Here is a 25,818-nt window from a genome sequence, read left to right on the forward strand (position 1 = left end):
GAAAAACAAAGCATAAGTGATAATCTGTTTTTAAAATTGCAATCAAAGTGTGTAATGCATAAACTCATAAGGATATGTAAGATATAGATAAAGCTTGAGAACATGATCTAGCCTTTCTTATTAGCAGCGTATTCTTGACGAGAAAGTTGTCTCTGTATATTTTTGGTTAATCTTTCATTGGCATATTGTGCAATAGCACTTGTAATCTCTGGCTTTGACATCACCCTAGCAATTGAGGGTTCCTCTTGTTTTGCAATGGGGAATTGATCTCCATCCGCTCTTTGAAAAACATTACCCTTCATCTTTTTTAAATCAACACGCTTTGGAAAACTCCCATCCTTGATAAAAACATGGGCAAGATTTGTTTTTTCCAAACAGTTGTGTAAGTCACGCCGCGTTTTGTTCTTTTGCTTTAAAAAATTTAAGAAGTATCGGTGTTCCAGAACGAATGATATCTGTCTCAAGAAACCTTGCTGTCGCCTTTTCTTTAATATAAATACCTTGCTTAACATGCTTTGATTGGGCAGATGTAACATCGGCAATTTGCTTTTCAGTAAAGCGTTCGACTGTTTTGCTGCGGTGTTTAGAGCATTACGCAAAGCCCAATTAAGGTGTGGTGCTTGAAGACTGGTGAAGGTATCCTTCACCTGTTGAAGATACCATTTTTGGTGGATGATTAACTTCAACGTCTAAGCCTTTTTAAGAGTAGGTGTTGATGATTGAGAGACTTTAGATGCTTTTGGTTTTTCGAGTAAGGTTTCTTCAGTCATTGGTTTAGATAATGTTTGTGCTACTTCTTGTTCTATCTGCTTAATTTGTTCAACTGTCTTTTTAGGTTTTGCTGTTGTTTTGACGTCAACAAAAGGTTTTGAGCATTGGCGCGCTTGAGACGTACGTAGACCTGATTAGAAACTTCAACAAATGGATTATTGGGTGTTGATGGTTCAAAGCGAACAGCGCTTTTATTGTCTCCAACAACACACATTGACGTAGTGATGACAGCTTTCATTATGGCTCCTTTTGAGTCATAATTAATGACATAATTAGTCAAATATTGATTTTTATTCTGTGAAAAATTGATTAGCTGATTGTCAGCAGAAAAAAATCATGATCTTATGCTTTTTTACTTTTTACCTAAAGTTGGTGTTTTTAAACATTTAAAAGTGTAGAAAAAATTCAAGTAAGAAATGTTGATAACCTTGCTAAGACTTCATCCATAATTATATATGGAATAGTTTCCATTCTTTTTCCATTACGCGCTACTATATCTAAAGCACGCGGTTGGTCACAGCGTATCACACCTGTTGTATGCAGCCCTGTTCCCACCAATGAAACAGCAAAGCCTGCTATTCTAGCAAAATTTCCTCCACTCGTAATGGGCAAAACAATGGGTGTTTTTGTTAAACGATTAAACGCCTCCGGTGACACAATCAGTACAGGACGCGTTCCTTTTTCTCATAGACAGAGGTTGGGTCAAGCGATACAAACCAAATTTTACCCCGCTTCATTACAAGAGCTCTCTGCCAATAAGCTTAGCATCAAACCACTCTACATCTTTATCCGCAAAATCGTCCGAAGGATTACATTCGGCTAACAATTCTTCAAGAGTGTAATTTTGCGATATTTGTGGTTTTACAACCAATTGTCCATTATCAATAGCCAAACCCACTTGCATATTTTCAGTAAGATGAAGAACATCAAACAATGCAGGCGGTATAGAGAGCATAACGGATCCTCCAACTTTACGTAATTTTGTTGTGCATAAAACGCCCTCTCTAATATTATATAAAAATATAACATAAAGCCCATGATTCAATAGCTTTTAATGCTTTTGTGCAAATGTTTAAGAAGCGCATTTAGAGCAATACGCAATATACTCTGAATAAAGTCAATATTTTTTTAATTTCTGAAAAACATAAAAATATAAAAGTTATAATACCAAACAAGGCTCTTAGCTGCTTATCTGTAAACATATTTATTTCTTGCGGTTTTCGATAATTTTTTGATCTCTCTGTTGATCTCGTCTATAAGAGGTTCGTAATTGAGAATGCTTTTCGGAATATCACCACCGTAAACCCATGCTTTTACTTGCGCTTTGGTACTAAAATCCGCATTCTTAGGTGTTTTGTAATACTGACCACCATCAAACTTTTCACACTCTCTTGTGCCGTCTTCGTATTCGTAGAGGTTGTAAAAATACTCCTCTGTCCCATCCCCCATGGGGCATACCCACTGCCGTTGCAACAAACCTCTTTCGCATGGGTTGTTTACGGTTTTTTAAGAATAGATGTTTTAAAATGAACATACTTTAATCCTAATTTTACAAATTTGTCTATTTGCCTCAAATTTGACCGTACAGAGCGTTTTATAAGATAGGTTTTTTATCATAAAATCTTTAAATCACTCTGTACGGTGCCATTTTGTCGATTTAAATGCACATCCAATCACAAAACGATCAGCAATTTTCATTAGTTTGCTAATTTGCAGTGTTTTTCACTTGCTTTTCAACCAACGTGAGTGGTCTTGAATTCTCTCTCATTGCCTTTTCTTTCAGCCTTTTTTCACGGGTGTTCAAAACAGCCTAGTGTACAAGATTGGCTTTCGTCAAAAGACTATTTTTCAAATCACGACATAATCTTACTAACTCACGAGTGCTTGGAAAAAACGTATCCGATAAACCTTCTAACTCATCGCATAAAATCCGTTTAACCGTTTTTATGAGTGACCACGCAGAAACACTTTCCAAAACCATTCCATAGGTAAGCGCCATACCTTCATGATCTGTCTGTTGCGAAATTTTTAAACCACACCGAAAGCATCCGAATTGCCTTGGTTATGTCCTCTTTACTCACTTTTATTGAAAACAATTCGTGAAGTTGATCACACGCTTCTAAGGCAATCGCTTCCTGCTGTTGTGTCAATGCTTGCCACTTTTCAAAACTAAAGGAAACTCCAGAGTTATCATCTCGTGAATGTGTTTCAAAGTGACCTCGAGGCTCGATATCAAGGATACTGTCTGAGATGCGTTCATCTACACTTTTTTGCCTTTGAGAGTGATTTCCATAGTTTTTTCCGTTCTCTAAATCCTCGATAGCTTTTTACACCCAGTTGCGCCACATTGCTTTCCAATCCGTTTTGCGTGCATCTTTGCCTGTTCTAGCTTTCCAAAAATCTCGAAATTTTGCCATTTCGGCTTTGATACGCTCTGGAGGCAATCCCTCTTCGATTGCGAAATCATAAACAGGTTCGAAATCATCAGGGGTACGACAGCCACTGTCATTTCTAACCCGTTTAGCTTTTTTCGTAATGTTCTCTTGCTCGTGAATGGAAGGTTGGTTTTCTACACCCGTTTCGATTTGCTCTGATGTGGTCTCAACAGCAGCAACCTATGTTGGTTCGTCAACCTGTTCGTTTGTTTCTAAATTTTCAGAAGCAGTTTTTTTTGCTAAAATGATAGTTTTAGTTTATATATGTTCTTATTCTGGTTCTTTATAGCTTGATTTTGCTTAGCGTTTGCTTCAGCAAAATCATTAAAATGTTTTTTATAGCGTTTTTTATTGTACACCTTTTTTCCAGCCTCACTATGAATTTGCGATATGGGCGCTTTTTTATCAGTAAAATCTTTTAGCTCTTCTTCAATGCGCGTATTCGACAAACCATTATCTTTCTCAAGAAATTTACCATTCTTCATGAGATATTCGACAATAGTTGCAAACTTTTTTGCGAGCAATTGCAAGCGCGGGCAAGCATTTCAAAATCTGTTTTAATTGGTGCTTTTTTGTCATATATGCGAATGAAAAGCGTTATATAAATGCCCCTTTGTTCTCATGTCATTCCATCTATCTCACTGTTCCAGTCATTCAAAAGGAATCTTATCCATGGCATTGCATTAGACATGCGCATTCCCTTCTTTAACTAAATATAAAATTGCTAAAGCATTTGCTTCGTTGTCATCTTTTGGATTGTATTCTTTTGCACACACCGTCTTAATCATCTTTTCTTGTGAGGCATTGACTTTATCTGTTGTGATCTTCATTTTTGTAAGCCATTGCTGAAAACGCAAATAGCGCCTACTATCGCCTTGAAAACGAAAAAATTCAAAATTGACAAGTGCCACTTGTTATACTGCTGTCTACACGAGAAATCGCCCAGCCTGTCTTAGATCTAGATCAAGGCAGAGAACGGTTTGTGTATTGATGATCATCTTCCCCCATGAAGGCTGTTGCGTATTTATATGTGCGCTATGACAGAGCGTGTTGTGATTGCCTGTTTTGAAAAAATGGTCGTGAGAAAGTACTTGAAACTACTTTTGGGCCAATTTTTTACTGCCATTCGAGGAAAAATAATCTTAGAAGCAGTTGATTTTCGAATTAACTCTTCTTGTTTTTGAATCACATCTTTTTGTGCACGTATTATTTCAGCTTCTTTATCTATTATTTTGTCTTTTGCATCTATCTCTTTTCTGAGCTTTTGCGTCGTTTTACAAGAGTCATGAAGAGTATAAGCCAATCCCAAATTAGCAATATTGATTGCCTCTCCATCCTATAAAGACGAGGAGGAGGTCAAAGTGCTAAAAAGGTACCTCAAAAAGCAGCAATGATTCGTATTTTAGTACCACCGCGGTGCCGTCTTATAGCGTTATAATAAAGTTACGAAAGGTGGTTTAGAAGGTGCTTTAATTTTTTTGATTTTTAATAAATCATTGGAAAATAAGAGAGATTAAGATAATCTGGTGCGGACGGCGGGACTTGAACCCGCAAGGTCTTCGACCGGCAGATTTTAAGTCTGCTATGTTTACCGTTTTCATCACGTCCGCGATGTGAGTTCTCTCATAAGCTATATCTTTTATTGAATCAAGAATTAATGACAAAAGAAACATTTTTCATTTTTTAGTGAAATTTTGACTGACAATAGTTTCCTTTATCGATAGAAAAAGCTTTTATAATGTAAATAAAGTATGAAATGATTAGTGTTATGAGTCAATTTATTCAAGACGTCACAAAAGCTATGGTGGGATTGCATCACGTGTTTGCTGAAACACCACTTCAAAGAAATGATTTTCTTAGTCAAAAGTATGATGCAGAAATTTATTTAAAGCGTGAAGATTTAACACCGGTGCGGTCTTATAAGATTCGTGGTGCTTTCAATTTTGTTTCAGAAATGCTTAGCTGTATATCACCAGATTCTGCATTTGTTTGTGCTTCAGCGGGGAATCACGCGCAAGGGGTTTCTTTTGTTTGTCGTTATTTTAAACGTAAAGGCGTGATTTTCATGCCTATGACAACGCCACAACAAAAAATTGAAAAAACACGTATTTTTGGTAAAGAATTCATTGATATTCGTTTGGTTGGTGAAACATTTGATCAATGTTATGAAGCTGCGCAATCCTTTGTCGTAGAGAGCGGTGGTGTAATGGCTCCACCTTTCGATGATATTCGCATTATTACAGGGCAGGCAACAGTGCTTTGTGAAGCTGCTTTACAATGGAAAAAACTCAATGGAGAAAGTGAGCCAGATTTGATGATTGTGCCGGTAGGGGGTGGTGGTTTGGCAAGTGGAGTGAGCAAGTTTTTACATGAATATGGTTGGAAAACAAAGCTTCGTTTTGTTGAGCCGCAAAGAGCTGCAAGTTTGCTTGCTTGTTTGGAGAGTGGAAAACGCGTCAAGCTTGAAAGCATTGACACTTTTGTAGATGGTGCTGCTGTGGCTGAAATTGGAGCTCTAAACTATACAATTCTAAAGCAATTTCCCCCTGATTCTGTCATTACGGTTCCTGAAAACCGTGTTTGTTCTACGATGGTTGAAATGCTTAATGTTGAAGGTGTGGTTCTTGAACCGGCTGGTGCTTTATCGATTGATGCGCTTAACAGTATTCCTCCTCAAGAGTTAAAGGGGAAAAAAATTCTTCTCGTTATTTCAGGAGGTAATTTTGATTTTGAGCGTTTGCCAGAAATTAAAGAGCGTTCTTTACGTTTCCAAGGGTTGAGAAAATATTTTATTTTTAGTTTTCCGCAACATCCTGGTGCTTTGCGTCATTTTCTTTCCACATTATCACCAGATGATGATATCGTACGTTTTGAATATCTTAAAAAGTCAGCGAGAAACTTTGGTTCTGTATTGGTTGCGATTGAAACAAAAAAATACGGTAATTTTTGTCTTTTAGAGGAAAAATTTCAAGCGTTAGGTTGGCGTTATCGTGATATTACTGATGATCAAACGTTATTTGATTTTGTTATTTGAGAAACTGAAATTTTACTAAAACAAGAAGTATAATGATGAAACCTATTTTTTATTCGGTGCTGAGTCTATTTTTCTTTTTGATTGTTAATCAACAGAGTTTAGCATCTCAGCCAACAATAGTACAAAAAGATGAACTTTCAAGAGTCGTTGTTGATGTCAATAATGCTATAAAAAATGGGGATTTTATGCCTATTTCTCGTTATATGCCTGAGCGGCTTTATAAAGAGATGGCACATCGATTGAATACAACAGAGAGTGCTTTACGTAGTGATTTTCTTCAACAGTTGCATAAGAAATTTGAGGGGTTGCCTTCTGGTGCTTATTGTTTAGATAAAGAAAATATAGAGTATTTACAAACTGATAACGGTACTTTGTATGCTTTAATTCCAACAGTTCTTGAGATGAAAGATCGCATCATTCAATATAAAACTTTGGCGATTTTTGATAAAAACCAATGGTATTTAATTTATGGCGGTCAAAAAACTTTACAAAATCCAGTTTTTCTCGAGATTTATCCTGATTTTATCAAGGTACATTTACCGATGGACACAATCATCAAAAAGTAAACGATCTAAATATTGTTTTTATTCATGATAAATGTATTTCGTAAAGTTCTTGCTTTTTTATCATAATCCAAAGATAATAGAGATGAAGGCATTTAGGCTGGTTTGTTGGCTTTTTGTAAAGTGAAGTTTATACGCCTTTATCTTGATTTCAAGGTGTTCATAAGTTGCGCAAGCCGCTTTTTAGGCGTTGCTTCATTTAAAATGTCAGGGATTTCTCTTGCGCGGATTCTTGAGTGGAGAGTTCAGATGGTTACTTCTTTTGAACTCTTCAGCTAAGGAAAGATTTTATTTTGCCTATAAAAGAAGAAAATGTTTTTACAAAGTTAGGTTTACCTACTCTTTTGATTAAAAATTTACTCATTGCTGGGATGAGTAAACCTAAACCTATACAAGAACAAGCTATTCCAGTGATGTTGAAAGGACACGATATTTTAGGTGTTGCTCAGACAGGCTCTGGAAAAACCTTGGCATTTGGTTTACCTATTTTAAGTCAGATTTTGGCTTTGGGTGATAAACGCTGTCCTAAAACTGCACGCGCTTTGATTTTAGCTCCAACGCGTGAACTTGCTGTTCAGATTGATGAAACGATCCGTACTGTGGCGAAAGGAGCACATCTTTCAACATGTCTTATTTTTGGGGGCGTATCACGTTTAAAACAAATTAAACGTATGGAAGCAGGTGTGGATGTTTTGATAGCGACTCCAGGGCGTTTGAGAGATCTTGTTCGTGAAAAGTGTGTTGATCTTTCCCAATCTCGTTTTTTGATTTTGGATGAAGCAGATCGTATGTTGGATATGGGGTTTATTCATGATGTTAAGCAAATTGCAAAGCTTTTGCATCAAGAGCGTCAGACAGCACTCTTTTCTGCAACAATGCCGAGGGAAATTGCTGTGCTTGCAAAATGTTTACTCAATGATCCGGTTAAAATTGAAGTTGTTCCTCAAGGTACTACGGCTGTAGAGATTTGCCAAAAATTATATTGTGTTCCTACGAATGAAAAAAAGAATGTTTTAAGTAAACTTTTGACAAATCCAGCTTTTGATTCGGTTATTGTTTTTACTCGAACTAAACATGGGGCAGATGCTGTCACGCGTAGTTTAGAAAAGGTAGGATATTTAGTCGCAACAATTCATGGAAATAAATCACAAGGTGCTCGCCAGTCTGCTTTAAAAGCTTTTCGTGAAAGATCTGTGCAGATCCTAGTGGCAACAGATATTGCTGCACGCGGTATTGATATACCAGGGATAAGCCACGTTATTAATTACGACTTACCAGATGAAGCTGAAAGTTATGTACATCGTATTGGTCGTACAGGACGTAATGGTGCATCTGGTGTAGCACTTACGCTTTTTGATGAGAAGGTAGAAAGGTCCCGCTTGCGTGCTATAGAGCGCTTGATTCGTATGAAATTGGTGGCTGAGGCTGTTCCAGAACAATTTGCAGCGTTTCCAGAAAAGCCAATTGTACGAGAAAGTAAAGAAAAAGAAAACGATAAGGAACGCCGTTTTAAAAAATCTAAACGTCAAAAACAGTTTTTAGGTCGAAAAGATGATACCGCACAGTTGCAGCGGAAGAATTCTTCACCTCAAAATGAGAGGCATAAAAAAGCAAAAGCAGTGGTAAAGCGTGCAAAGCCTCTTCGTTTTCGAAAATCAGTTAAGAGGGCTGCTTAGATAAAGTCTTGAAAAAAGATCATGTACTGGAGATTTTTTACTTTTGTTGATTTATTCTCAATTGAAAAGAGCTATAAAATACTCTTGTCAAAGTAAGACGATCCTTTAGAGGTTTTCATTTTTTAGAAATGAAAACTTCTAACTTTTTGGATTTATTAAAAATCTTTATTGTAGAGGCAATTATTTATTTGCTTTATTCCTATTTTTTTTAAATGGGAATAAAAGTAGATTTTATTTATATAAAACTATTTTTATAAAGGATGTGTTTTATCTTTAATGATAACTTTTAATTTTAAAATTGATGTCTAATAATAACTCATTGTTTTATATATTGAATAATTCATTATATCGTATTTTTTTCATTTTTAAGTTATTTATGCGGATCAATCAAAAGTATTCGCTTGCACGTTATGTGTGAAGTTTTCATATAGATAATCATTTGAAAAATAAATAAAATAATTTTTATAAACTCTTTCCAAGGCAATGGGGGATTGCTGAGATTGAGAGTTGGAAAATAGTACGATGGTATGGCTTTTATTATAAATAAAGATGGGGCTGATCAATCGATTTCATTTTATACCATTTACGGGGGTGTTATTGTGAAAGAGTCTTGGGGTATTTAAGAGATATCTCTTTAAAAAAGCATGTGACTGCATAATACAATAGCGAGAATGTCATGATTTCTGAAGGCTTTCTCAGGATTCTTAACAATTTAGCTCGTTATCTTGGTTTTTACTGTAAAACTATTATTTGGGGGATATAAAGCCTATAAGATTTTATGTATTAAATGTTTTATGACAGTGTGGTGAACAAGGCAAGGTTGTTTGTAAAGCGTTGAAGTGGTTAGCAGGAGGAATAACCTGTTAGATAAGACGTCGGAGCGTTTACAGACTTGTTTTATGTTTTTTGCTTTTAGGATGGGGAGGGGGTTATGTGGGGTGTATGGAGATAATATATGACCTTGATTATTGTTTCTTCCATTTTTCAAAATGATTGCTTAATGAGCAGGTTTTTAAGTTTAACTCCTTTATTAAGTACAAATCATTCTTTCTTTGGAAAAAAATATATGAGACCGATTCATTGCTGATGGAGCTTAATAACTCATCTCTGATGAAAGAAATCGTAATTTATAATGTGCAAATAATTGCTGTGTCCTCTTATAAAGGCGCGGTAGTTTGAAAAAAGTATTTAAAATGAATCAATCGCTTTTTGCGTTCATTGCAAAAAACACACCCCGTAGGATATTGCGTTTCTATTTTATTGCAAAAATCCTATTCCATCACTTTTATTAACGAATCCCTCATGTCTAAAAGCTTGAGAAAAAACAATAAACTACGTGGAATAAAAGAAAAGTGGCTCCCCGGGCCGGATTCGAACCAGCGACCAACCGGTTAACAGCCGGTTGCTCTACCGCTGAGCTACCGGGGAATGGTGCCCAATCATCTCGTTGAAGAGGCTATAGCAAAGCAATACTGATTTGCAAAGGATAAAATTACTTTTTTTAAAAAAATATGATAAATTGTGTAATAAGAGGAAAAAAGGCGAGAGAATATTTCTACACCTTGACGGATGCGTTGCCTTCCCTTATTGAAACCTTTATGTTTGTTGACGAGGCCTCGTGGCGGAATGGTTACGCAGAGGACTGCAAATCCTTGTATCCCGGTTCGATTCCGGGCGAGGCCTCCAGCCGATTTTAAACGAAACGGCTTTTAAGGGAGATGAGGTATAGGAAAATAGATTATTTCCCTCTATTCTTGTGAAGACACTTTTGTATGAGAGATTATACAGTTAAAATCTAATTGTTGACTGTAGCATCCTTTTTTGTAACGCCCATAGTTTAAGAGATCTTTATCCCTTATTGTCGCTGTTTTGTTTGTTTTTTGTAGGTTAGGAGAAAATATTCGTTATGGTTGCAGATTTTGCTGAGCTTCGTCGCAAAATGGTTGACAATCAAATTCGTACAGTCGATGTAACGGATTTATCAGTTCTTGAAGCCTTTTTAACGGTATCTCGTGAAGATTTTGTATCGGAAGATATGAAAGTGTTAAGTTATCTTGATACTGATATTGTTCTATGTCCAGTGCAAGATGGGGTTCCTGCACGCTATTTGATGAAACCTGCGTCTCTAGCGAAATTACTACAGCTTGCCGCTGTAAAATCATCAGATGTTGTTTTAGATATTGGTGCAAATAGTGGTTATTGTGCAGCGTTGCTTGCAAAACTTGCAGGGTCTGTGATTGCGCTGGAAAGTGATAAATCTCTCTTTGAACGTGCTCTTGAAGCTTTAGAACGGAATCAATGTGATAATGTGGTTGTCGTTCATGGTCCATTAGAGAAAGGATATGCCGTTGAGGGACCTTATGACGTGATTTTCATTGAGGGATCTGTTGATTTTATTCCTCAAGGTATCTTTGATCAAATGAAAGACTGTGGACGTCTTGTTGTGGTTGAAGGGCATGGAAATGCTGCTGTTGCACAAATCTATATAAAAGAAGATGGGATCATCTCGGCTCGTCGTGCTTTTAACCTCGCTGTAAAGCCTCTTCCTTGTTTTTTCAAAACACCTGGTTTTGTGTTTTAGTGCTTGTTTGTTTTGTGAATAAAAGATAATTTTGTAATTTATTTGGGGTTTGTTATTGTGTGTATTATGTTTAGAGTAAACAAGAAGTTTCAGGCGTGTTTATTGCTGGTGTTGAGTGTTTTTCTATCAGAGGCTGTTTGTGCTGAAACATTGATGGATGCCTTTTCTAAGGCTTATAAATATAATGCTAAGTTGAATAGTGAACGTGCAGCTGTGCGTATATCCAGTGATGATGTTGTCATTGCGCGATCGGGGCTATTGCCACAGGTTGAGGGGGTTGGGAACTATGGGCGCAATAAGTCTTTTACAGGTCCTTATGTCACTTCTGGATCTATAGGAGTGAGATTAAATCAAAGATTATTTGATGGTTTTATCACGCAAAATATCTTTTCTTCAGCTCAAGTTAAGTTGCAGGCCCAGCGTGAATATCTTCGTAATGTTGAACAAAATACGTTTCTGGAGGCGGTGACCGCTTATGCTAATGTCTATCACGCACGTCGTGTTGCCGATCTTCGGAGAGAAAATTTGGCAGCTCTTGAGGAACAAGTTCGTTCAAATAAAGCGAAATTTGATGTGGGTGAAGGAGGGCATGTTGATCTTGCTCAAGCTCAAGCTGCACGTTCCGTGGCGGTTTCAGAGCTGAGTCTTGCTCGTTCTGATGTAAAAGCAGCAGAGGCAGTGTATCGACAAGTTATTGGTTCTGATCCTGAAAAGTTAAAACGCCCACCTCTAGCCAATGATTTTCCCGTCAACCTTGATATGGCTTACCAAATGAGCGTTGTGATGCATCCAGCAATCCTTTATGCTAAATATTTAGTTGATGCGAGTGTTTATAATGTAAAGGCGAAAGAAGGGGCATTGCTCCCTAAAGTTGATTTTTCTGCAACAGCATCTTATAATCGAATCTACAGCGGGGTTGGAGAGGATGGCGTTTCTAAATCGATAGGATTGTCAGTAAGTGTCCCAATCTTTGAAGGAGGGCGTACGTCTGCGCAAATTCGCCAATCAAGGGAACAGCTTGGACAGGCGCAGCTTCAACTCGATTTGGCGCATAGTAATACGCGACAAGCACTTACTTCTGCTTGGTTTCAGTTGGAGGGCGCACGCTCATCTGTTGTTGCTTACCGTGAAAGTGTTCGTGCTGCTGAAATTGCTCTGAAAGGTCGTGTTCAAGAAAATCGCGTAGGGCAAGCAACGACGCTGGATGTTTTAAATTCTCGTACTCTATTGATTAATGCTCAGATTGCGCTTGCAATGGCAGAGCGTAATGCTGTTGTGGCGAGCTATAGTGTTCAATCTTCTATTGGTAAATTGACTGCAAGTTATTTAGGTTTAAAAACAATTAAATATATCCGATAATACATAAAAGTATCTCTTTGAATCTTATTAAATTATTTTAGTTTTTAAAAGATTAGTAAATCAACAGTTGAATATGTTGAAAGATATTGCGGCGAGATATTATTTTTATAAGTGTAGAAAACTGTGTGTAGCGCCCTCTTTATGACAAGCATATTTGAAAATATCGTAGGAGGCATGTTGATCTTATAATTCTTTTGCATACACTGAAAATATGATTCTATTTGTTGTTGCGTCTTTGAGAGGTTGTAAAGTATGGTACAGAGTTCAAGCGTGTTACGTGAGCCAAGTATGGATGAAATTTTAACATCTATTCGTGAAATAATCGAAGAAAATGCGGTTCAATCTGATCACTTTTTAAATGAAGATGTTGCAGTGAATGCTTCAGAAGTGGCATCCGAGGGTATTTATGATACAACCTTATCGGTTGATGATGCTATGAAAGCTTTAGCTGATCGTATTGGTCTTTCTTCTGAAAATCAAGGAGGGAAGATAACGCAAGAGAAAGAGGATATAGAGGCAGAAAATAATACAGTTGGTATGGATATGCAAAAGATGAAGCTTTCTTCTGAAGAACGGAATTCTGTTTATAAAGCAAAAGAATATGAAGATGAGATAAGGAAATCACAATCAGACGCTGGAAGGGATGGTCATGTGGAATTGTCTGCATATTGTATTTCTTCTGCAGAAAAGATTGCAAAGGATGTGTTGCGTCCTGCTATAGCAGAATGGTTACAGTCTAAATTGCCTATTTTGCTGGAAGATATTTTGCGTGAAGAGATTGTGAAAGCGATTAAAAAATCGTCTTAATTATTTTTTACATTATTTTTATGTTTTTCATTTTATGGGGATTTTGTTTGCGATTTTGCGAGCTCTCTAGTGAATGGCTGAGATTCACGAGATTCTGATCAGGTTTTGATCATATATTGTGTTTTTCAGCGGCGTTATGGATGGATAGAATGTTAGAAAAAAACTATGATGCTGCCTCTATAGAGCAACGGGTTGCAAAGAGATGGGAGACTCGTGGGGCTTTTAAAGCGGGAGCTGGTTCTAAAAGCGGTGCAGAACCTTTTTGCGTTATGATTCCTCCTCCTAATGTTACGGGCTCACTTCATATGGGGCATGCGCTCAATACGACAATTCAAGATATAATAGTTAGATTTCAGCGGATGCGTGGCAAAAATGTGTTGTGGCAGCCTGGTATGGATCATGCTGGGATTGCTACGCAAATGGTTGTGGAACGTCAACTTGCAGAACGTAAAGAGCCAACGCGTCAAGAAATGGGGAGAGAAAAGTTTATTGAGCGTATTTGGGAATGGCGTTATGAAACTGGAGGCGTTATTGCAAACCAGTTGCGTCGCCTTGGGGTTTCATGTGATTGGTCGCGTGAGCGGTTTACAATGGATGAGGGGTTGTCGCAGGCGGTTCGTGAAGTCTTTGTCACGCTTTATAAGCAAGGGTTGATATATAGGGATAAGCGCCTCGTCAATTGGGATCCTAAATTGTTGACAGCTATTTCAGATCTTGAAGTTGAGCAAAAAGAAGTTCAAGGACATTTGTGGCACTTTAGATATCCACTTGAAGGTAAAACTTTTGATCCAAATGATGCTACAACTTTTATAACAGTGGCGACAACACGACCAGAAACAATGCTTGGTGATACAGGAATTGCTGTTAATCCTGAAGATGAGCGTTATAAAAATCTTATCGGTAAAAATGCTCTTTTGCCGCTTGTTGGTCGTAAGTTATTAATTGTTGGTGATAGCCATGCTGATCCTGAGGCTGGAAGTGGTGCTGTAAAAATCACACCGGCTCATGACTTTAATGACTTTGAAGTAGGACAGCGTAATCATTTACGCTTGATCAATATTTTTACCCAGCAAGCCGAGATTTTTCTTCGTGAAAATGAAGCATTTTTCGATGGTTTGATTTTATCAGATGAATTAAAAATGTTAGTAGAAAACCTCGATAAATCTGATCGTTTTGTTGCTCGCCAGAAGATTGTTTCTTTGATGGAAGAACAGGGATATTTAGCTTCTGTTGATGATCATACCCATATGGTTCCTCATGGAGATCGCAGTGGTGTCCCTATTGAGCCTTTTTTGACAGATCAATGGTATGTTCATGCTGCTGAATTAGCAAAGCCAGCGATAGAGGCTGTTCAACAAGGCAAAACGCAGTTCGTTCCAGATAACTGGAAAAAGACGTACTTCAATTGGATGGAAAATATTCAACCTTGGTGCATTTCTCGCCAATTATGGTGGGGACATCAGATTCCTGCTTGGTATGGTCCTGATGGAACGGTTTTTGTTGAAAAAAGTGAAAAAGAGGCTTTAGATTCAGCTTTTGCTCATTATGGTGAGGTTGTTGAATTAATCCGTGATCCGGATGTTTTAGATACTTGGTTTTCATCAGCTCTTTGGCCTTTTTCAACATTAGGATGGCCAAATAAAACGACTGAATTATCTACTTTTTACCCAACATCTTTATCTGTGACAGGATTTGATATTATTTTTTTCTGGGTTGCTCGTATGATGATGATGGGACTTCACTTTATGGGTGACGTTCCTTTCCCAACGGTTTATGTGCATGCTCTTGTACGGGATCAAAAGGGTGCAAAGATGTCAAAATCAAAGGGAAATATTATTGATCCCTTAGAGCTTATTGATCAATATAGTGCTGATGCACTTCGGTTTACTTTAGCTATTATGGCAGCACAAGGTCGTGATGTAAAACTTGATGTTTCCCGTATTGCTGGTTATCGTAATTTTGCTACGAAATTGTGGAATGCTACCCGATTTGCACAGATGAATGGTGTGAAGCATGATCCAGCTTTTAAACCAGAACAAGCAAAATTGGCGCTTAATCGTTGGATTTTAACAGAGTTATCTAAAACAATTTCAGCAGTTACGACTGGTATTGAACACTATAAATTTAATGAGTCTGCTGCCACTCTTTACCGTTTCATTTGGAATACATTATGTGATTGGTATTTGGAGCTTCTCAAACCTATTTTTCAGGGGGAAAATGAAGATGCTAAAAATGAGGCTCAAGCTTGTACTGCTTGGGTTTTAGATGAAGTTTATAAACTTCTTCATCCTTTTATGCCTTATATGACGGAAGAGTTGTGGTCTCTTACAGAAACGCAAGCCATCAAGCGTGAGGATATGCTCGCATTGACAAAATGGCCAGAGGAAACATTGATAGATGAAGAAGCTGCTGATGATATTAATTGGCTTATTGATGTCGTCACAGGGATTCGGTCTGTACGTTTTGAAATGAATATTCCAGTGGCGACACAAGCACCTCTTGTTGTTGTCGAAGGAGGGGAAGTAACGCGAGAGCGTATGAAGCGTTATGATGCACTTCTTAAAAAATTAGCGCGTATTGAAGTTATTGATTTCTCTGATAAAGTTCCGGAAGTATCAGCACAAATGATTTTGGGAGAGGCTGTTTTTTGTTTACCATTAGGACAGTTGATTGATTTGGAGGCTGAACGTGTTCGTTTGAGGAAGGATGTCAGTAAAATTGAACAAGATATTGAAAAAATATCGCTTAAGTTAAACAACCCCCAATTTATAGCAAATGCAAAAGCAGAAATTGTTGAGCGTGAGCGGAATAGGGTTGTAGAACTGCGTGCAGCGCAGAAAAAAATATTTGTTGCTTTAGAGCGGTTAGATTGATTTCAACTTTTTATTTTTTTTGATAGATAATTGCATACCAGTAGGGCTAGTATAGATCTTCTTTAAAAGGAAACTTTTTCTTTTGTTAGTTTTTCATGAACGATCATAAAATCTCTACTGAAATCCATTGTTTTATGTTTATCATTAAAGAGACATCTTTTAAGGCATTCAAGCTTATTCCACGACGTAGATCATGAATGGTATAACGGTAAATCCATTGAGCTTCCCTTCTTTATGCTTGTGAAGTAACAAGCGCTGGGAGCACCATTCTGTCCAATATCCGGACAACCCTTAGCTCAAACCGTTCGTAAGAGGCATTTTTAGTTCTTTCTTACACAGAGTTTTTATCCACATAGCTCTCTCTACTTGTAATGTGCAAGCGGATGGTTTTGATTGATTTAACATGGAACAAGTTTGGAATGAGAGAATCTTACGATATTCGAGGTCCTCATTCAACATGCAAAATGGTAAAGTATCATTAAAATCAATATCTTGTTTTATTTCTGTAAAATATCATCATTTAGAGTAGCAATATAAGGCATGTAAAATTACATATGTGGTATTTTTTGTATGTAGTGGTGAGTATTCTGAGGTAAAACTTGTGTGTAAAGTATGAAGTAACCCCATGTGAAATGATGTTAGGTGCAATCCGTTAAACAAAAAGCTGTATTGTTTATAGATTGACGGAGGCAAAAAACTTCATCTTTAAGGTGGTAAGGCAGTCGTGAAGTTATAAGTTAACTATCATCATTATATTTATCCATCTTTCGTATTGTTTTTTATACTCAAACGTTTACCATTCATCATGTATTCTCTTCGTTCTCAAGTTGCTGTTTAATGCACGTTATTCTATTGAACGATTTTTGCTCATACGTATAAAATTTTAAGATCGATAAATCCTATTGGATGGTTTTTATCTATTTGTTTTTTCTTTTAAAATTTTTACTTTAAAATTGCGTATGCTTCTTACTAAGAAAAAGAGTTTAAATATCTACAAAGAAATTTGTAACAGATATAATCATTAAAATTGAGGTAGGGGGAATGGTTAATAGGTTTCAGATATGGAAAAAAGTCACGATTGTTGTGATTTTAGAGGAATTCTTTTCGACTGTTTATGTAATAGATGTCAATAGCTTGCAAGAAGCGAATGATGGTTCGTTTTATTTTTTAAAACGTGGCATGTCTGTTTATAAAAATGGGTATATAACTCAGGCTATTGCAGCATTACGTTGTGCTGCTAAGAGAGGCTATATTGGTGCGAATTGGAAACTTGGCTCTATCTATGCAAACGGTGATGGTGTCCCTAAAAATGATTATAAGGCATATAATTTTTTTGCATATATTGTTGAAAAAGGTGCTGATCTTGGTTCAGAGGATGAAAGTTATGTTTCTGATGCATTGATTAAACTTGCCGGATATATAAAAAAAGGTATTCCTCAATCACCTGTGAAACCTGATCCTTCTTATGCTTCTCATCTTTATATGCAGGCTGCGGTAAACTATGGAAATCCTAAAGCTCAGTATCATTTAGGAAAAATATTTTTAAAGGGAGAGGGAAGGGAGAAAAATCTTATACAAGCAGCACGATGGTTTCAACTTTCAGCAAAAAAAGAAAATCCTTCTGCCCAAGCAATGCTTGGAAATATACTGCTTAAAGAAGGAAAAATTGTCCGTGGGGCAGCAATGTTAACTGCTGCCTATAAAAAGCTAACGTAAAAGACGAAAATTGGATTCACCCTTTGCAAGAAGAGGCTTTTGCTCTTTGTAATGAATCTGAGAGACGTACAGCAATTTCACTGGTTGCTGAGATTTTAAAGAATAACAGTTTTTAAACATCTGATTGTAATATTTTTACATTCTCTCATCTTATATTAAACTCTGTTTTCTTGTATACAAGTTCATAGTAAAGATAGCTTTTTTTGATAATCTAACGGCTAATGACTTAGGATTTTAGACAAAAATTCTTGCGTTCTCGGTTTTCTTGCTTGCGGATCAGAAAAGAACTCTTTAGATGAGCAGTCTTCAAGAATTGTTCCTTGATCTATGAAAATAACACGCTCCGATACTTTTTGTGCAAATCCCATTTCATGGGTTACACAAATCATCGTCATACCTTCTTCTGCTAAGCTAATCATGACATCGAGTACTTCACCTACCATTTCAGGATCTAGAGCAGATGTTGGTTCATCAAAAAGCATGACAAGTGGATCCATAGTTAAGGCACGTGCAATAGCAACACGTTGTTGTTGCCCTCCAGAAAGTTGACCAGGATATTTATCTTTGTGTTCAATGAGTCCAACGCGTTCAAGATATAACAATCCACGTTCAAGTGCTTCTTTTTTGCTTCGTTTTAGGACTTTGATTTGTGCAATTGTCAAATTTTCTGTGACAGATAAATGGGGGAAAAGTTCGAAGTGTTGAAACACCATTCCTACCTGACTTCGCAATTTAGGCAGATTCGTTTTTTTTGAATGAACAGGTATTCCATTAATCCAAATTTCACCTTTTTGAAAAGGGACGAGAGCGTTAATAGTTTTAATGAGTGTTGACTTTCCGGAGCCTGATGGACCACAAACGACAACGACTTCTCCTTTATTAATGTTGGTTGTACAGTTTTTAAGGACTTTAATTTCGCCATACCAATTAGAAACATTTTTTATTTCGATCATATGAGTAGACATTTTTTTTCCTGTTAGCGAATAATGGATACTTTTTTTTGTAAATACAAAACTATTTGTGACAGTGTAAAACAGATAACAAAATAGAAAATAGCTGCTAAGATATAAGCTTCTTGCTTTACACCAAAATTATTAGCAGCAATATCAAAACCATTCAAAAGGCTATGACCACTGATGGCATAAACAAGGGTTGTATCCTGAAAAAGGATAATAACTTGTGTTAAAAAGACTGGAAGCATATCTCTAAAGGCTTGAGGAAGAATGACAATGTACATACTTTGCCAATATGTCATTCCAAGAGCTTGTCCTGCATATTTTTGTCCTTGCGGAACTGAATTGATTCCAGCACGCATAATCTCAGCAAAATAAGCCGTTTCAAATGCGGTAAAGGTAATGAGTGCTGATTTATTTGCACCGATGGATATACCGGTTAAAAAAGGCAGAAGCACGAAAAACCATAAGATAACCATCACAAGTGGTATTGAACGCATAGCTGTTATGTAACCTATTGCAAACCAAGAAAGAAGTTTTATGGAAGAAAGGCGCATCATTGCTAAAAGCGTACCGAAAACAAACCCCAACACCGTTGCAAAAAGAGTTAGAAAAACGCTAAAGAGTAAACCTGATAAAATGTAAGAACGAAATACATCAAAGGTAAAAAAGGAAAAATCAAAGTCGGAAAAATTGAAAGGAGAATAAAGTCCAAACTGAGAGCTTATGAAATTCATCATATTCAATTTCCCTTTGTTTGAAAATTAGGAATTTTGAGTATTTGTTCAATGACTGTCATTACAATGAATACGAATAAGGCTATTAGAATATAAAGAGCCGTAACAAGTAAATAATTTTCGTAAACATGGCTTACCTCTTCAATTGCTTGGTATTGAAATTGCATGAGCTCATTTATTGAAACGGCGAATGCTATAGACGAATTTTTCACAATGCCCATTGCTTCTGAAGTAAGAGGTGGCATAATTGCACGTATAGCACGTGGTAGTATAATATAGCGATAACTTTGATAAGTTGTAAACCCCATTGCCATAGCAGCATAGCGTTGTCCAGAAGGAATCGCTTCAATGCCTGAACGAACCTGTTCTGCAATGCGTGCAGATGTAAAGAATCCCAATGCGCATGTTATTAAGAGAATGGGGGAAAATTTCATCGCTGGTGGATAAATCTTCGGAACAACAAAATACCACAAAAACACTTGTACAAGGAGGGGAATATTACGCATAATCTCTACCCAAATAGTACCGATAGTGCGAAATATATAATTGGTTATGGATGTTTTAGGTAAAGTGCGCATTGTTCCTATAACAACACCACACAATACAGCTAATATAAGTGAAGTGATAGACAATATAACCGTATTTTTAAAGCCATCGAGAAGTGTATCTAAATAGGTATGGCTCACGCCGAGAGTCCCCAAGCATCCTGTTACCAATGTTTGAGTAAGGTCATCTCTACAAAGGAAAGAAAAGTCCATTAATTGATATTCCCTCAAATTAGTCATTCACAAATAGGGCAATAAACCAAGCGCATCTACATAGGCCAAATTTATTAAAAAGTGAATTAAAAATATAAACCACACTCAATTTCAAAAGAGTGTGGTTCTTTTTTATTAAATTCTATAAATCTTTTTCTGCGTAGCTTTCTCGAGGTTTATTATTTGGGTGATCCCAAGCATATCTTGTTTGTTTTGACAAGGGAAGGTTCATAACAGTGTTAGCAGGTGGGATCGGTTTCATAAACCACTTATTATAAAGCTTTTCCAGTGATTCATCTTTAATCTGACGTACGATACTATCGTTGATTGTTTGTTCAAATTTTTTGTCATTTAATCTGAGCATACAGGCAATAGGTTCGACTGAAAGTACGGTATCAAGAATGACATAATCAGATGGATTCTTTGATTTAGCAATATGTCCAGCAAGAATTGAAGCGTCCATGACAAAAGCATCTGCCTTACCAGATTCTAATAACAAAAAACTATCTCCGTGATCTTTCCCCTTTAAAACTTTAAACTGAATGTTTTTTGCACGTTTATTTTTACGAATAAGTTGAACAGATGTTGTACCGGTGGTCGTTGCAACTGTTTTTCCATTTAAATCCTCAAGAGATTTAATGTTAGAGTTTTTCTTTACAGCAATCCGAACCTCTTCAATGTATGTCGTATAAGCAAATGCTGCTTCTTTACTGCGGGCAATATCATGTGTTGTTGAGCCGCACTCAAAATCATAGGTTTTATTTTTTAAGAGAGGAATTCTATTTTGAGAAGTGATGGGAAGATAATGAACTTTAATTGGTTTACCAATTTTTTTTGAGATATCATCAATGATCCGTTCTGCCATTTCTGTATGAAAACCTACATATTTATTATTACCAAGGGCGTAGGCTAAACCAGATGATTCACGGACACCTAAAGTAATTTCCCCTGTTCGTTTTATTTTTTCAAGAGTATCATGTTCAGCATGCGCGAAACTTGAGAATCCAATGGCCGTTGCTGCAATAAGCATTAATAATGATTTCTTCATTTATGTCCTCCATTCATTTATTTTTATTTTATTTGCTTAAGATATACTGTTTATATGCTGTAGCATAGTTATTATTTTGAGTGGAATTTTTTTGTTGTCTCATGAAATGAGGATTTTACTTTCTTAATTGATATTAAGGTGAATCCAAACAGGAACGTGGTCGGATGGTTTTTGATATCCCCTTACTTCTGTTTGGCTATGAGCGCAAATTAGTTGATCAACAGCTTCTGGTGATAATAATAAATGATCAATGCGAATCCCATTATTCTTAGGCCAAGCACCTGCCTGAAAATCCCAAAAACTGAAGGAGGGAGTATCGGTGACATTCCGGATAGCATCATAAAAACCTAAATGAAGAATACGTTGGAATGCTTTTCTTGTTTCTTGAAGAAATAAGGCATCTTGATACCATTCTTGAGGTTTTTTTGCATCTAATGGAGTGGGGATGACATTATAATCACCTGCTAGAATAAGAGGTTCTTCATACGCAAGCAATGATTTTGCATGTGTATATAATCTTTCCATCCATTCTATCTTATAGGAATATTTTTCACTCTCAATAGGATTCCCATTTGGCAAATAGAGAGATGCAACACGAACAACACCTTTGTTTGTTGAATAAACAGCTTCAATGTAACGTGTTTGTTTATCATTATCATTGCCTGGTAATCGACGGATCACTTCATCTGGTGTTTTTTTAGAGAGAATCGCAACGCCATTAAAACTTTTTTGTCCGTGTGTTTCTATATGGTAACCTAAACTTTCAATTGCATCGCGTGGAAAATTTTCATCAATACTTTTAATTTCCTGTAAACAGACTATGTCCGGCTGGCTTTGCTGCAGCCATTGACATAATGTTTCATGTCGTGCTTTTATCCCGGCAATATTCCACGTTGCTATTTTCATGGTGTTCATCATTAGATATCAAATATGCAATTCAATTTACTGCATTTATGTTTTACTACAGTCATATCGCTACTTTTTTATTTATAGGGATATTACTTATGGTAAATTGATTTATCAAGAGTAGCGGTAAAAGCAAATTTAAAGCTTTAAAATTTAATTTATTTTCATTTTTAAAAACTTTCTGCTGTTTAGTTCTTGACGAATGTACGTGTTCTCGCTATTAGAGATGGATATAGCCGATGTGGGTGTAATCAGGTGCTTTGGATATGAACCGGAAGATTATTCACAGGTGTTAAGAAGATTAAAAGTAAATCCTAGTGCAAAAGGCTACTGCCTTCTCTGCTTATGGTCGGGTAAACTGTTTTTTTGCAGGTGTGCCCGATTTTGTGTGTAGACTTAGATATCTGCTCCGATTTTGTTGGGGTGGATAGAAATGAAAATAGAAAAGCCCGATTGGGTGAGACGAATGTAGATCGAAAAAGAGGAAGGTTGCATGCCTACCGTAAACCAGTTGATTCGCAAGCCGCGTGTAGCGCCAGTTAAACGTAATAAGGTTCCTGCTCTGCAGTCGAATCCGCAGAAGCGTGGTGTTTGTACGCGTGTTTATACGACAACACCGAAGAAACCTAATTCTGCTCTTCGTAAAGTTGCTAAAATTCGCTTGACGAATGGATTTGAGGTGATTGGTTATATTCCTGGAGAGGGACATAATCTTCAAGAGCACTCTGTTGTAATGATTCGTGGTGGTCGTGTGAAAGATTTGCCAGGAGTTCGTTATCACATTATTCGTGGTTTGCTTGATACGCAGGGTGTCAAGAATCGTAAACAGCGTCGTTCAAAGTATGGCGCAAAGCGTCCAAAATAATATTGAGAGACAAAGCCAATGTCCCGTCGTCATAGAGCAGAAAAGCGTGAGATTAATCCAGATCCAAAATTTGGTGATTTGGTTATTATGAAATTTATGAATGCCATTATGTTTGATGGTAAAAAATCAGTTGCAGAGCGTATTGTTTATGGTGCGCTCGATTCTGTGGAAAAAAGAGTAAAAACAGATCCTGTGGCTCTATTTCATCGAGCTTTAGAGAATGTTGCTCCTCACATTGAAGTTCGTTCACGCCGTGTTGGTGGCGCTACTTATCAAGTTCCGATTGATGTTCGTCCTGATCGTCGTCAGGCTCTTGCTATTCGTTGGTTGATTGCGGCGGCACGTGGTCGAAATGAAACGACGATGATTGAGCGTTTATCTGGTGAATTGATGGATGCGGCTAATAATCGTGGTTCTGCCGTGAAAAAGCGTGAAGATGTTCATCGTATGGCTGAAGCTAATCGTGCTTTTTCTCACTATCGCTGGTAGAAGTTTTAAACTAAGGCAAATATAATGGCTCGCGAATATAAAATTGAAGATTATCGTAATTTTGGTATTATGGCGCATATTGATGCTGGTAAGACTACGATGACTGAACGTATTCTGTTCTATACCGGTAAGAATCATAAAATTGGCGAGACCCATGATGGTGCTTCTACAATGGATTGGATGGAGCAGGAGCAGGAGCGCGGTATTACGATTACGTCTGCTGCAACAACGACGTTTTGGGAAGGGCAGGACGGTCGGAAGCGTCGCTTTAATATTATTGATACGCCAGGGCACGTTGATTTTACGATTGAAGTTGAGCGCTCTTTGCGTGTTCTTGATGGCGCAATAGCTTTGTTGGATGCAAATGCTGGTGTGGAGCCTCAGACGGAAACTGTTTGGCGGCAAGCTGAGAAGTATCGCGTGCCTCGTATGGTTTTTGTTAATAAAATGGACAAAATAGGAGCTGATTTTTATCGTAGTGTGGAGATGGTTGGTTCTCGGTTAGGTGCTAAAGCGCTTGTTTTGCAGTTGCCGATTGGTGCTGAAAATGACTTTGAAGGTGTTGTTGATCTTGTAGAAATGAAGGCTTTAAAGTGGGATGGTTCTATTGGTGCCTCGGCAGTGATAAGTGAAATTCCCTCTGATTTAAAGGAGAAAGCTGAAGAATATCGCGAGAAATTGATTGAGATGGCTGTGGAGGTTGATGAAGCTGCGACAGAGGCTTATTTGGAAGGTGTTATGCCAACCAACGAGCAGCTTGTTTCTCTCATTCGTAGGGGGACAGTAGAAGTTCAGTTTCATCCGGTTCTTTGTGGTACGGCTTTTAAAAACAAGGGGGTGCAGCCACTTTTGGATGCTGTTGTTTCCTATCTTCCTTCTCCAATTGATATTCCGGCGATTAAGGGTATTGATGTAAAGACTGAGGCTGAGACGACACGCGAATCTTCTGATGATGCTCCGTTATCTATGCTTGCTTTTAAAATTATGAATGATCCTTTTGTTGGTTCATTGACGTTCTGTCGTATTTACTCAGGTAAAGTTCAGAAAGGTATTTCTCTTGAGAATACTGTGAAAAAGAAAAAAGAGCGTTTGGGGCGTATGCTTCAAATGCATTCAAATTCTCGTGAGGATATTGAAGAAGCATTTGCTGGTGATATTGTTGCTCTTGCAGGACTTAAGGAGACGACAACAGGGGATACTCTTTGTGATCCTTTGAAACCTGTTGTTTTGGAGAGGATGGAATTTCCAGAGCCTGTTATTGAGATTGCAATTGAACCGAAGACAAAAGCAGATCAAGAAAAAATGGGTATTGCTCTTAACCGTCTAGCAGCCGAAGATCCTTCATTTCGTGTTAAATCGGATGAGGAATCTGGTCAGACTATTATAGCTGGAATGGGTGAGCTTCATCTTGATATTATTGTTGATCGTATGCGGCGTGAGTTTAAGGTTGAAGCAAATGTTGGGCAGCCTCAAGTTGCTTATCGTGAGTCAATTACTAAAATGGCGGAAATTGATTATACGCATAAGAAACAATCGGGTGGTGCAGGTCAATTTGCTCGTGTGAAAATTGTTTTTGAGCCTCATGATGGTGATGACTTTATTTTTGAGTCAAAGATTGTTGGTGGTGCTGTTCCTAAAGAATATATTCCCGGTGTCCAAAAAGGGATTGAGAGTGTTATGGGGTCAGGTCCTCTTGCGGGCTTTCCTATGCTTGGTGTAAAAGCGACTCTCATTGATGGTGGCTATCACGATGTTGATTCTTCGGTTTTGGCTTTTGAGATTGCTGCTCGTGCGGCTTTTCGTGATGGGGCAAAGAAGGCTGGTGCACAGCTTCTTGAACCGATCATGAAGGTGGAAGTTGTTACTCCAGATGATTATGTTGGTGATGTTATTGGTGATCTCAATTCTCGTCGGGGGCAGATTTCAGGAACTGAAGCGCGCGGCATTGCAACGGTTGTGAATGCAATGGTTCCTTTGGCAAATATGTTTGGTTATGTGAATACTCTTCGCTCTATGAGTCAGGGGCGTGCGCAGTATACAATGCAGTTTGATCATTACGAGCCTGTGCCTTCAGCTGTTGCTTTGGAGATTCAAAAGAAATACGCGTAATTTCAGGTTGGTAATTAATTTTTAACTTAGTCCTTGGCTTGGACGGAAAATGGAGAGCTCAAATGGCGAAGAGCAAGTTTGAACGAACAAAACCGCATGTTAATATTGGTACGATTGGTCACGTTGATCATGGGAAGA

19 protein-coding genes, 3 tRNA genes and 6 pseudogenes are annotated in these 25,818 nt (G+C 37.4%); 13 read left to right on the plus strand and 15 right to left on the minus strand.

The window, feature by feature from the left end; all coding sequences use genetic code 11:
* Nucleotides 1–107 precede the first annotated feature (107 nt).
* The 9 genes and pseudogenes from ACFINR_RS08225 to ACFINR_RS08265 form a co-directional block, all read right to left on the minus strand.
* Nucleotides 108–686: pseudogene (locus tag ACFINR_RS08225) on the minus strand (hypothetical protein).
* A gap of 3 nt (nucleotides 687–689) precedes the next feature.
* Nucleotides 690–1,009, minus strand: a pseudogene (locus ACFINR_RS08230) (hypothetical protein).
* A gap of 167 nt (nucleotides 1,010–1,176) precedes the next feature.
* Nucleotides 1,177–1,508, minus strand: a pseudogene (locus ACFINR_RS08235) (type II toxin-antitoxin system PemK/MazF family toxin).
* A complete protein-coding gene (locus ACFINR_RS08240) occupies nucleotides 1,508–1,726 on the minus strand; it encodes an antitoxin (protein ID WP_375613730.1) in 219 nt (72 codons plus the stop codon). Before ACFINR_RS08240 ends, ACFINR_RS08235 begins: the two are co-directional and overlap by 1 nt.
* Before the next feature lie 233 nt (nucleotides 1,727–1,959).
* Nucleotides 1,960–2,305, minus strand: a pseudogene (locus ACFINR_RS08245) (hypothetical protein).
* A 276-nt stretch (nucleotides 2,306–2,581) separates the two neighbouring features.
* On the minus strand, nucleotides 2,582–2,770 hold the full coding sequence (locus tag ACFINR_RS08250) for a hypothetical protein (RefSeq protein ID WP_375613729.1): 189 nt from the start codon (nucleotides 2,768–2,770) through the stop codon (nucleotides 2,582–2,584).
* 675 nt (nucleotides 2,771–3,445) lie between these two features.
* On the minus strand, nucleotides 3,446–3,691 hold the full coding sequence (locus ACFINR_RS08255; RefSeq protein WP_375613727.1) for a hypothetical protein: 246 nt from the start codon (nucleotides 3,689–3,691) through the stop codon (nucleotides 3,446–3,448).
* 198 nt (nucleotides 3,692–3,889) lie between these two features.
* A complete protein-coding gene (locus tag ACFINR_RS08260; protein ID WP_375613726.1) occupies nucleotides 3,890–4,117 on the minus strand; it encodes a hypothetical protein in 228 nt (75 codons plus the stop codon).
* A 613-nt stretch (nucleotides 4,118–4,730) separates the two neighbouring features.
* Nucleotides 4,731–4,816, minus strand: a tRNA-Leu gene (locus ACFINR_RS08265).
* 146 nt (nucleotides 4,817–4,962) lie between these two features.
* Between ACFINR_RS08265 and ilvA the strand changes: the two genes are divergently transcribed.
* The 3 genes from ilvA (at nucleotide 4,963) to ACFINR_RS08280 (ending at nucleotide 8,479) form a co-directional block, all read left to right on the plus strand.
* Complete coding sequence (ilvA, locus tag ACFINR_RS08270; RefSeq protein ID WP_375612449.1) at nucleotides 4,963–6,240, plus strand: threonine ammonia-lyase IlvA; 1,278 nt, start codon at nucleotides 4,963–4,965, stop codon at nucleotides 6,238–6,240.
* A gap of 35 nt (nucleotides 6,241–6,275) precedes the next feature.
* Nucleotides 6,276–6,806, plus strand: a complete 531-nt coding sequence (locus ACFINR_RS08275; RefSeq protein ID WP_375632657.1) for a hypothetical protein — start codon at nucleotides 6,276–6,278, stop codon at nucleotides 6,804–6,806.
* Between the two features lie 290 nt (nucleotides 6,807–7,096).
* Nucleotides 7,097–8,479, plus strand: a complete 1,383-nt coding sequence (locus ACFINR_RS08280; RefSeq protein ID WP_375653940.1) for a DEAD/DEAH box helicase — start codon at nucleotides 7,097–7,099, stop codon at nucleotides 8,477–8,479.
* Nucleotides 8,480–9,832: 1,353 nt separating this feature from the next.
* Here ACFINR_RS08280 and ACFINR_RS08285 read toward each other — a convergent pair.
* Nucleotides 9,833–9,907 (minus strand) — tRNA-Asn (locus ACFINR_RS08285).
* A 184-nt stretch (nucleotides 9,908–10,091) separates the two neighbouring features.
* On the opposite strand from ACFINR_RS08285, the gene ACFINR_RS08290 reads away from it, so the two are divergent.
* The 6 genes and pseudogenes from ACFINR_RS08290 to ACFINR_RS08315 all read left to right on the plus strand — a co-directional run bounded on the left by ACFINR_RS08290 (nucleotide 10,092) and on the right by ACFINR_RS08315 (nucleotide 17,931).
* Nucleotides 10,092–10,165: transfer RNA gene (locus ACFINR_RS08290), tRNA-Cys, on the plus strand.
* A 220-nt stretch (nucleotides 10,166–10,385) separates the two neighbouring features.
* Nucleotides 10,386–11,060, plus strand: coding sequence for a protein-L-isoaspartate O-methyltransferase (locus ACFINR_RS08295; RefSeq protein ID WP_375632626.1), 675 nt, complete (start codon nucleotides 10,386–10,388; stop codon nucleotides 11,058–11,060).
* 66 nt (nucleotides 11,061–11,126) lie between these two features.
* Nucleotides 11,127–12,419: a TolC family outer membrane protein gene (locus ACFINR_RS08300; RefSeq protein WP_375653943.1), complete on the plus strand. Its 1,293-nt coding sequence runs from the start codon at nucleotides 11,127–11,129 to the stop codon at nucleotides 12,417–12,419.
* Between the two features lie 252 nt (nucleotides 12,420–12,671).
* Nucleotides 12,672–13,226 carry a DUF2497 domain-containing protein gene (locus ACFINR_RS08305; RefSeq protein ID WP_375612445.1) on the plus strand — a complete coding sequence of 185 codons (555 nt, stop codon included), beginning with the start codon at nucleotides 12,672–12,674 and terminating at the stop codon, nucleotides 13,224–13,226.
* Nucleotides 13,227–13,375: 149 nt separating this feature from the next.
* Nucleotides 13,376–16,099 carry a valine--tRNA ligase gene (locus tag ACFINR_RS08310; RefSeq protein ID WP_375653947.1) on the plus strand — a complete coding sequence of 908 codons (2,724 nt, stop codon included), beginning with the start codon at nucleotides 13,376–13,378 and terminating at the stop codon, nucleotides 16,097–16,099.
* Nucleotides 16,100–17,140: 1,041 nt separating this feature from the next.
* Nucleotides 17,141–17,931 (plus strand): annotated as a pseudogene (locus ACFINR_RS08315) (tetratricopeptide repeat protein).
* 102 nt (nucleotides 17,932–18,033) lie between these two features.
* Here ACFINR_RS08315 and ACFINR_RS08320 read toward each other — a convergent pair.
* The 5 genes from ACFINR_RS08320 to xth form a co-directional block, all read right to left on the minus strand.
* A complete protein-coding gene (locus ACFINR_RS08320; RefSeq protein WP_273791447.1) occupies nucleotides 18,034–18,780 on the minus strand; it encodes an amino acid ABC transporter ATP-binding protein in 747 nt (248 codons plus the stop codon).
* Between the two features lie 11 nt (nucleotides 18,781–18,791).
* Entirely contained in the window at nucleotides 18,792–19,508 is a 717-nt protein-coding gene (locus tag ACFINR_RS08325) for an amino acid ABC transporter permease (RefSeq protein ID WP_273791448.1), read from the minus strand.
* A gap of 2 nt (nucleotides 19,509–19,510) precedes the next feature.
* On the minus strand, nucleotides 19,511–20,263 hold the full coding sequence (locus ACFINR_RS08330) for an amino acid ABC transporter permease (protein WP_375653951.1): 753 nt from the start codon (nucleotides 20,261–20,263) through the stop codon (nucleotides 19,511–19,513).
* 142 nt (nucleotides 20,264–20,405) lie between these two features.
* Entirely contained in the window at nucleotides 20,406–21,311 is a 906-nt protein-coding gene (locus ACFINR_RS08335) for a transporter substrate-binding domain-containing protein (protein WP_375612441.1), read from the minus strand.
* A 123-nt stretch (nucleotides 21,312–21,434) separates the two neighbouring features.
* Nucleotides 21,435–22,217 (minus strand): exodeoxyribonuclease III, encoded by a 783-nt coding sequence (gene xth, locus ACFINR_RS08340; protein ID WP_375632622.1) that lies wholly within the window; start codon nucleotides 22,215–22,217, stop codon nucleotides 21,435–21,437.
* 493 nt (nucleotides 22,218–22,710) lie between these two features.
* Here xth and rpsL point away from each other — a divergent pair, with 493 nt between their 5' ends.
* The 4 genes and pseudogenes from rpsL to ACFINR_RS08360 all read left to right on the plus strand — a co-directional run.
* Nucleotides 22,711–23,082, plus strand: a complete 372-nt coding sequence (gene rpsL / locus ACFINR_RS08345; protein ID WP_005773262.1) for a 30S ribosomal protein S12 — start codon at nucleotides 22,711–22,713, stop codon at nucleotides 23,080–23,082.
* An 18-nt stretch (nucleotides 23,083–23,100) separates the two neighbouring features.
* The gene (gene rpsG, locus ACFINR_RS08350) at nucleotides 23,101–23,571 is read left to right on the plus strand and encodes a 30S ribosomal protein S7 (RefSeq protein WP_015856589.1); all 471 of its coding nucleotides are present in this window, start codon (nucleotides 23,101–23,103) and stop codon (nucleotides 23,569–23,571) included.
* A 24-nt stretch (nucleotides 23,572–23,595) separates the two neighbouring features.
* Nucleotides 23,596–25,680 (plus strand): elongation factor G, encoded by a 2,085-nt coding sequence (gene fusA, locus ACFINR_RS08355; protein WP_375653954.1) that lies wholly within the window; start codon nucleotides 23,596–23,598, stop codon nucleotides 25,678–25,680.
* Between the two features lie 62 nt (nucleotides 25,681–25,742).
* A pseudogene (locus ACFINR_RS08360) lies at nucleotides 25,743–25,818 on the plus strand (elongation factor Tu); the annotation flags it as partial.

The organism is Bartonella sp. AP19HLJMH (assembly GCF_042196245.1).
Lineage (GTDB): Bacteria > Pseudomonadota > Alphaproteobacteria > Rhizobiales > Rhizobiaceae > Bartonella.

Coding starts and splice junctions, on each gene's coding strand:
- ACFINR_RS08250 (WP_375613729.1), bottom strand. CDS start 2,770: ATGGCGCTTACCTATGGAATGGTTTTGGAAAGTGTTTCTGCGTGGTCA.
- ACFINR_RS08255 (WP_375613727.1), bottom strand. CDS start 3,691: ATGAAGAATGGTAAATTTCTTGAGAAAGATAATGGTTTGTCGAATACG.
- ACFINR_RS08305 (WP_375612445.1), top strand. CDS start 12,672: ATGGTACAGAGTTCAAGCGTGTTACGTGAGCCAAGTATGGATGAAATT.
- ACFINR_RS08320 (WP_273791447.1), bottom strand. CDS start 18,780: ATGTCTACTCATATGATCGAAATAAAAAATGTTTCTAATTGGTATGGC.
- ACFINR_RS08295 (WP_375632626.1), top strand. CDS start 10,386: ATGGTTGCAGATTTTGCTGAGCTTCGTCGCAAAATGGTTGACAATCAA.
- ACFINR_RS08325 (WP_273791448.1), bottom strand. CDS start 19,508: ATGATGAATTTCATAAGCTCTCAGTTTGGACTTTATTCTCCTTTCAAT.
- ACFINR_RS08330 (WP_375653951.1), bottom strand. CDS start 20,263: ATGGACTTTTCTTTCCTTTGTAGAGATGACCTTACTCAAACATTGGTA.
- ACFINR_RS08310 (WP_375653947.1), top strand. CDS start 13,376: ATGTTAGAAAAAAACTATGATGCTGCCTCTATAGAGCAACGGGTTGCA.
- ACFINR_RS08275 (WP_375632657.1), top strand. CDS start 6,276: ATGAAACCTATTTTTTATTCGGTGCTGAGTCTATTTTTCTTTTTGATT.
- xth (WP_375632622.1), bottom strand. CDS start 22,217: ATGAAAATAGCAACGTGGAATATTGCCGGGATAAAAGCACGACATGAA.
- rpsL (WP_005773262.1), top strand. CDS start 22,711: ATGCCTACCGTAAACCAGTTGATTCGCAAGCCGCGTGTAGCGCCAGTT.
- rpsG (WP_015856589.1), top strand. CDS start 23,101: ATGTCCCGTCGTCATAGAGCAGAAAAGCGTGAGATTAATCCAGATCCA.
- ACFINR_RS08335 (WP_375612441.1), bottom strand. CDS start 21,311: ATGAAGAAATCATTATTAATGCTTATTGCAGCAACGGCCATTGGATTC.
- ACFINR_RS08300 (WP_375653943.1), top strand. CDS start 11,127: ATGTTTAGAGTAAACAAGAAGTTTCAGGCGTGTTTATTGCTGGTGTTG.
- ilvA (WP_375612449.1), top strand. CDS start 4,963: ATGATTAGTGTTATGAGTCAATTTATTCAAGACGTCACAAAAGCTATG.
- ACFINR_RS08240 (WP_375613730.1), bottom strand. CDS start 1,726: ATGCTCTCTATACCGCCTGCATTGTTTGATGTTCTTCATCTTACTGAA.
- fusA (WP_375653954.1), top strand. CDS start 23,596: ATGGCTCGCGAATATAAAATTGAAGATTATCGTAATTTTGGTATTATG.